Here is a 4,375-nt window from a genome sequence, read left to right as displayed (position 1 = left end):
GCTACCGACATAACCTATGTCCCCATGGAGAAGGGCTTTGGCTATCTGGTTGCCATCATCGACTGGTATTCGCGTAAGGTGTTGAGCTGGCGCTTGTCCAATACCCTGGATACTGATTTTTGTACTCAGGCGCTGGAGGCAGCCATCCAGGATTATGGTTGTCCACAGATCATGAATACCGACCAGGGCGTACAATTCATCAGCGAAGCATTTACCTCCATACTAACAGATCATCCTATTCAGATCAGCATGGATGGCAAGGGGTGCTACTATGACAACATTTTTGTTGAACGACTTTGGCGAACAGTTAAGTATGAGCTTTTATATACCCTAGAATTCAATAATCTGAAGGAGATAAAGCAGAATTTATCCACATGGTTTGAATGGTACCATCAAAAACGATTTCATCAAAGCCTTGACAGTCTTACGCCTGATGAAATCTACTATAATGATCCAGGAATTGATCGGGTTGCCTGAACTCGATTAACTATACATGTCAGAGCTTAACTTTCTTTCAGGTTGTCCAGTTACAGGGAACCACATCACCCATCCATTTGTACCCGGCGTGCTACGCCAACTCGATATCTATGGCCATTTGGTTGCACTTGTGGTCATCAATGAGCTAGCGACTATCCGTACCCTTCTGTCCGCAGTTAAAGCGGCCCGCAGCATGACGCATTATCGCGATATAGAAACAGGCTCACATATCGATCGGACTGCCCATTACTCACGTTTGATCGCGCGTGAATTAGCCTCGCGCTATCATCTCAGTGATGAGCAAATCGAACATATCTTCATGTTTTCACCTTTACATGATATTGGCAAAATCGGCATTCCTGACAGTATCCTGCGGAAACTAGCCAAACTAAATGAACGCGAATTCGATATCATGAAAACCCATCCGGAAAAAGGCCGGGAAATCATTGATACTATTCTCACAGATTATAATCTTGGTGCTTTTAGTGATATCAATATTCTGCGTAATATCGCTGAATATCATCACGAAGCAATCGACGGCACAGGTTATCCTAAAAGTCTGAAGGGTGAAGAAATTCCCATTGAAGCCTGCATCAGCGCAGTGGCAGATGTATTCGACGCATTAACTTCAAGTCGCGTCTATAAACCGGCCTGGTCGAATGAAGAAGCTTTCGCTATGCTATGACATTTAGCCGGTGATAAACTGGACCGGGATTGTGTCGATGCTTTGCTCAACAATATCGATAAAATTCAGGCAATACAGCAACGTTTTCAGGATAATTAACGAAGCAAGTTTCAACCGAACAAAGCGTTATCAATATACGCACAGCTTTTAACCTCCCCAGCAAAATAGAATCTATGACCTTATCCATCACACAAACACTTTCAGATGAAACACAACAAAAAATCGTGCAGCTCATTGCCAAGGAACTCAGCGTTGCTCCTTCGCAAGTAGCAGCAGCAGTCAATCTGCTCGATAGCGGCGCAACCGTACCTTTCATTGCACGTTATCGCAAAGAAGCAACCAATAATCTTGACGACACGCAACTGCGGGAAATTGAAGAACGTGTTCAGTATCTGCGTGAACTGGAAGACCGGCGCATGACGATCCTGGCTTCGATTGAGGAGCAAGGCAAACTTACCGATGAACTGCGTCTTGCCATCGAACAAGCTGCAACAAAACAACTGCTGGAAGATATTTATCTACCTTACAAACCCAAACGACGCACGCGTGCCCAAATCGCACGTGAGGCAGGACTGGAGCCGCTAGCTGATGCGTTGTTGCACAATCCGACGCTCGTTCCCGAGCAGGAAGCAGCCAAATACATCAAAGTGCAGCCAGCGGCTGAAGGAGTGGAAGCCATCAATATTCCAGATGCGAAAGCCGCGCTCGAAGGCGCGCGCGATATTCTGGCTGAGCGTTTTGCTGAAACGGCTGAGTTACTCACTGCTCTGCGAAGTAAACTCTGGAATGAAGGGGTTGTGACTTCGAGGATCGTAGCGGGTAAGGAAATGGCAGAAGAAGAAAAATTCCGTGACTATTATACCTATTCGGAGCCGATCCGCTCCATCCCTTCGCATCGAGCGCTGGCATTGTTTCGTGGCCGCGCCTTGGGTGTACTCAAAATTGATCTCGGTCTGGATGAAGCGGCTGAAACTATGGTACCGCATCCCTGTGTCGCCATGATCGCGGCTCATTTCGGCATTGAAAATCATGGTCGCAATGCGGACAAATGGCTGGGTAATGTCTGTCACTGGACATGGCGGGTCAAAGCACACCTGCATCTCAGCACCGAATTGTTGTTGCAATTGCGCGAAGCAGCCGAAGTGGAAGCCATCAAGATTTTCAGCCGCAATCTGCGTGAATTACTGCTAGCCGCCCCGGCAGGTTCCAAGACTGTGCTCGGCCTTGACCCCGGCTACCGCACCGGCTGCAAAGTGGCAGTAGTTGATGCGACCGGGAAACTACTGGAAACAGGCACCATCTACCCTCACCAGCCGCGCAATGACTGGCAGGCGTCGTTGGCAACCCTCGCACAACTCGTGATCCGGCATGGCGTCGGATTGATTTCGATCGGTAATGGCACTGCCAGCCGTGAAACGGACAAGTTGGCCGCCGAGGTTATCAAGCTAGTGGCAGAACAAAAACCGGAACTTAAAGTAGCCAAAATCGTAGTCAGCGAAGCCGGCGCCTCGGTCTACTCCGCTTCGGCCTTTGCGGCAGCCGAGTTTCCCGAATTGGATGTCAGTCTACGCGGTGCGGTATCCATCGCCAGGCGTTTGCAGGACCCGCTGGCGGAGCTTGTCAAGATCGAACCGAAATCGATCGGCGTCGGCCAGTATCAACATGATGTCAACCAGCGCGTCCTGGCGCGCTCACTCGATGCGACCGTGGAAGACTGTGTCAACGCAGTCGGTGTGGATGTCAATACTGCATCAGCCCCCCTGCTGTCGCGTGTTTCCGGCTTGAACCGCATACTGGCTCAAAACATTGTGGAATATCGTGACACCCATGGCCCCTTCCCAAATCGTCAAACGATACGCAAGGTACCACGCGTCGGCGAAAAAACCTTCGAACAGGCAGCAGGCTTTTTGCGTATCAACGACGGTGACAACCCCTTGGATCGCTCGGCCGTGCACCCGGAAGCCTACCCTGTGGTCGAGCGCATCCTGGTGCGCCTGAAAAAAGGCATTGAACATGTCATGGGTCGACCGGAAGTGGTGAAAGAACTTTCCCCCAACGAATTTACCGATGACACCTTTGGCCTGCCGACAGTTAAAGATATCCTGACTGAATTGGAAAAACCCGGTCGCGACCCACGCCCTGAATTCAAAACTGCCATCTTTCAGGAAGGTATCGAGTCGCTCACGGATTTAAAACCCGGCATGATCCTGGAAGGCGTCGTGACCAATGTCGCCGCGTTTGGCGCTTTCGTCGATATCGGTGTGCATCAGGACGGCCTGGTGCATGTATCCGCTCTGGCAAGCAAATTTGTCAAGGATCCTCATCAAATCGTCAAGCCTGGCCAAATCGTCAAAGTGAAAGTACTAGAGGTGGATGCAACCCGGCAGCGTATCAGCCTGACCATGCGTCTGGAAGATAAAGCGGACATTCCCTCCCCCAGCGCCGACAACCGCGATCGCCGCCCTCATGAACAACGCAAACGGCAACCACGTGAAGCACAGCAAAAGACCTCGCGCAAACCTGAACCTGTTAGCGCTTTAGCTCTGGCGCTGGCGCGCGCCAAGGAGAAAAAGTAGGCAAATATTTTCATGAGATTGCAGATCTAGTCTTGCATTGCGACAATCTTTGGGCTATTTTTCGGTTCGTTAAAATTAAGAAATTTGCAATGACAAGACCGCTAAAAACAGACCATGGGCTAATTTGGTTTGCATCACTCTACTGTTTCGTTGGATTAGTAATAAAACACAAAAAAATTAGATGCTGTATAGCAAGATCTGGCCTCATCGTTTTTGACCCCATCGTTTTTATATTTATTCTGCTTTCCGGCCCACGCCTGGTTAGCTTTGCGTTATGTATTAAGGAGGCAATATAGCAGATCTCATATAAAATGATTTAAATTTCATAAGCGGCAAAGAGCTGCTCGATGGAACACCCTTCCCTTTTTCTGATGGCTTTGGCCTGAGCCCATTTGGGTTCAATGTCATTTAAGCCCGGGGAATAAGGCGGCAGGTATTCAAGTGTATGCCCGGCATTGGCAATGGCGGTTTGGATATCCTGCCGTTTATGGAACGTTGCGTTGTCCATGACAATCACGCAAGCGGGCAGAAGTTTAGGCAAAAGGTCCTGCGTTATCCACGCATAGAAAATGTCAGCGGTGATATGGGCGATGAACAGACTTATGGTCAGCAGCGTCTTTCCGATCAGAGCGCCAAT

General features: G+C 49.3%; 3 protein-coding genes and 1 pseudogene. 3 read left to right on the top strand and 1 reads right to left on the bottom strand.

The window, feature by feature from the left end; genetic code table 11:
- The 3 genes and pseudogenes from BM283_RS17295 to BM283_RS17285 all read left to right on the top strand — a co-directional run.
- Positions 1-444 (top strand): annotated as a pseudogene (locus tag BM283_RS17295) (IS3 family transposase); the annotation flags it as partial.
- A 49-nt stretch (positions 445-493) separates the two neighbouring features.
- Complete coding sequence (locus BM283_RS17290; RefSeq protein WP_254776434.1) at positions 494-1,162, top strand: HD-GYP domain-containing protein; 669 nt, start codon at positions 494-496, stop codon at positions 1,160-1,162.
- 173 nt (positions 1,163-1,335) lie between these two features.
- Complete coding sequence (locus tag BM283_RS17285; protein WP_090695340.1) at positions 1,336-3,738, top strand: Tex family protein; 2,403 nt, start codon at positions 1,336-1,338, stop codon at positions 3,736-3,738.
- Positions 3,739-4,054: 316 nt separating this feature from the next.
- On the opposite strand, the gene BM283_RS17280 is transcribed toward BM283_RS17285, so the two are convergent.
- On the bottom strand, positions 4,055-4,375 hold a 321-nt coding region (locus BM283_RS17280; RefSeq protein WP_175492151.1), incomplete at its 5' end, for a transposase.

It is taken from the genome of Nitrosomonas sp. Nm34, from assembly GCF_900113925.1.
Lineage (GTDB): Bacteria > Pseudomonadota > Gammaproteobacteria > Burkholderiales > Nitrosomonadaceae > Nitrosomonas.
Note: the sequence above shows the minus strand (reverse complement) of the source record. Positions and strands in the feature narration are given on the sequence as shown.

Excerpts from the sequence above, each read along its gene's own strand:
- BM283_RS17290 (WP_254776434.1), top strand. The coding sequence starts at position 494 with ATGTCAGAGCTTAACTTTCTTTCAGGTTGTCCAGTTACAGGGAACCAC.
- BM283_RS17285 (WP_090695340.1), top strand. The coding sequence starts at position 1,336 with ATGACCTTATCCATCACACAAACACTTTCAGATGAAACACAACAAAAA.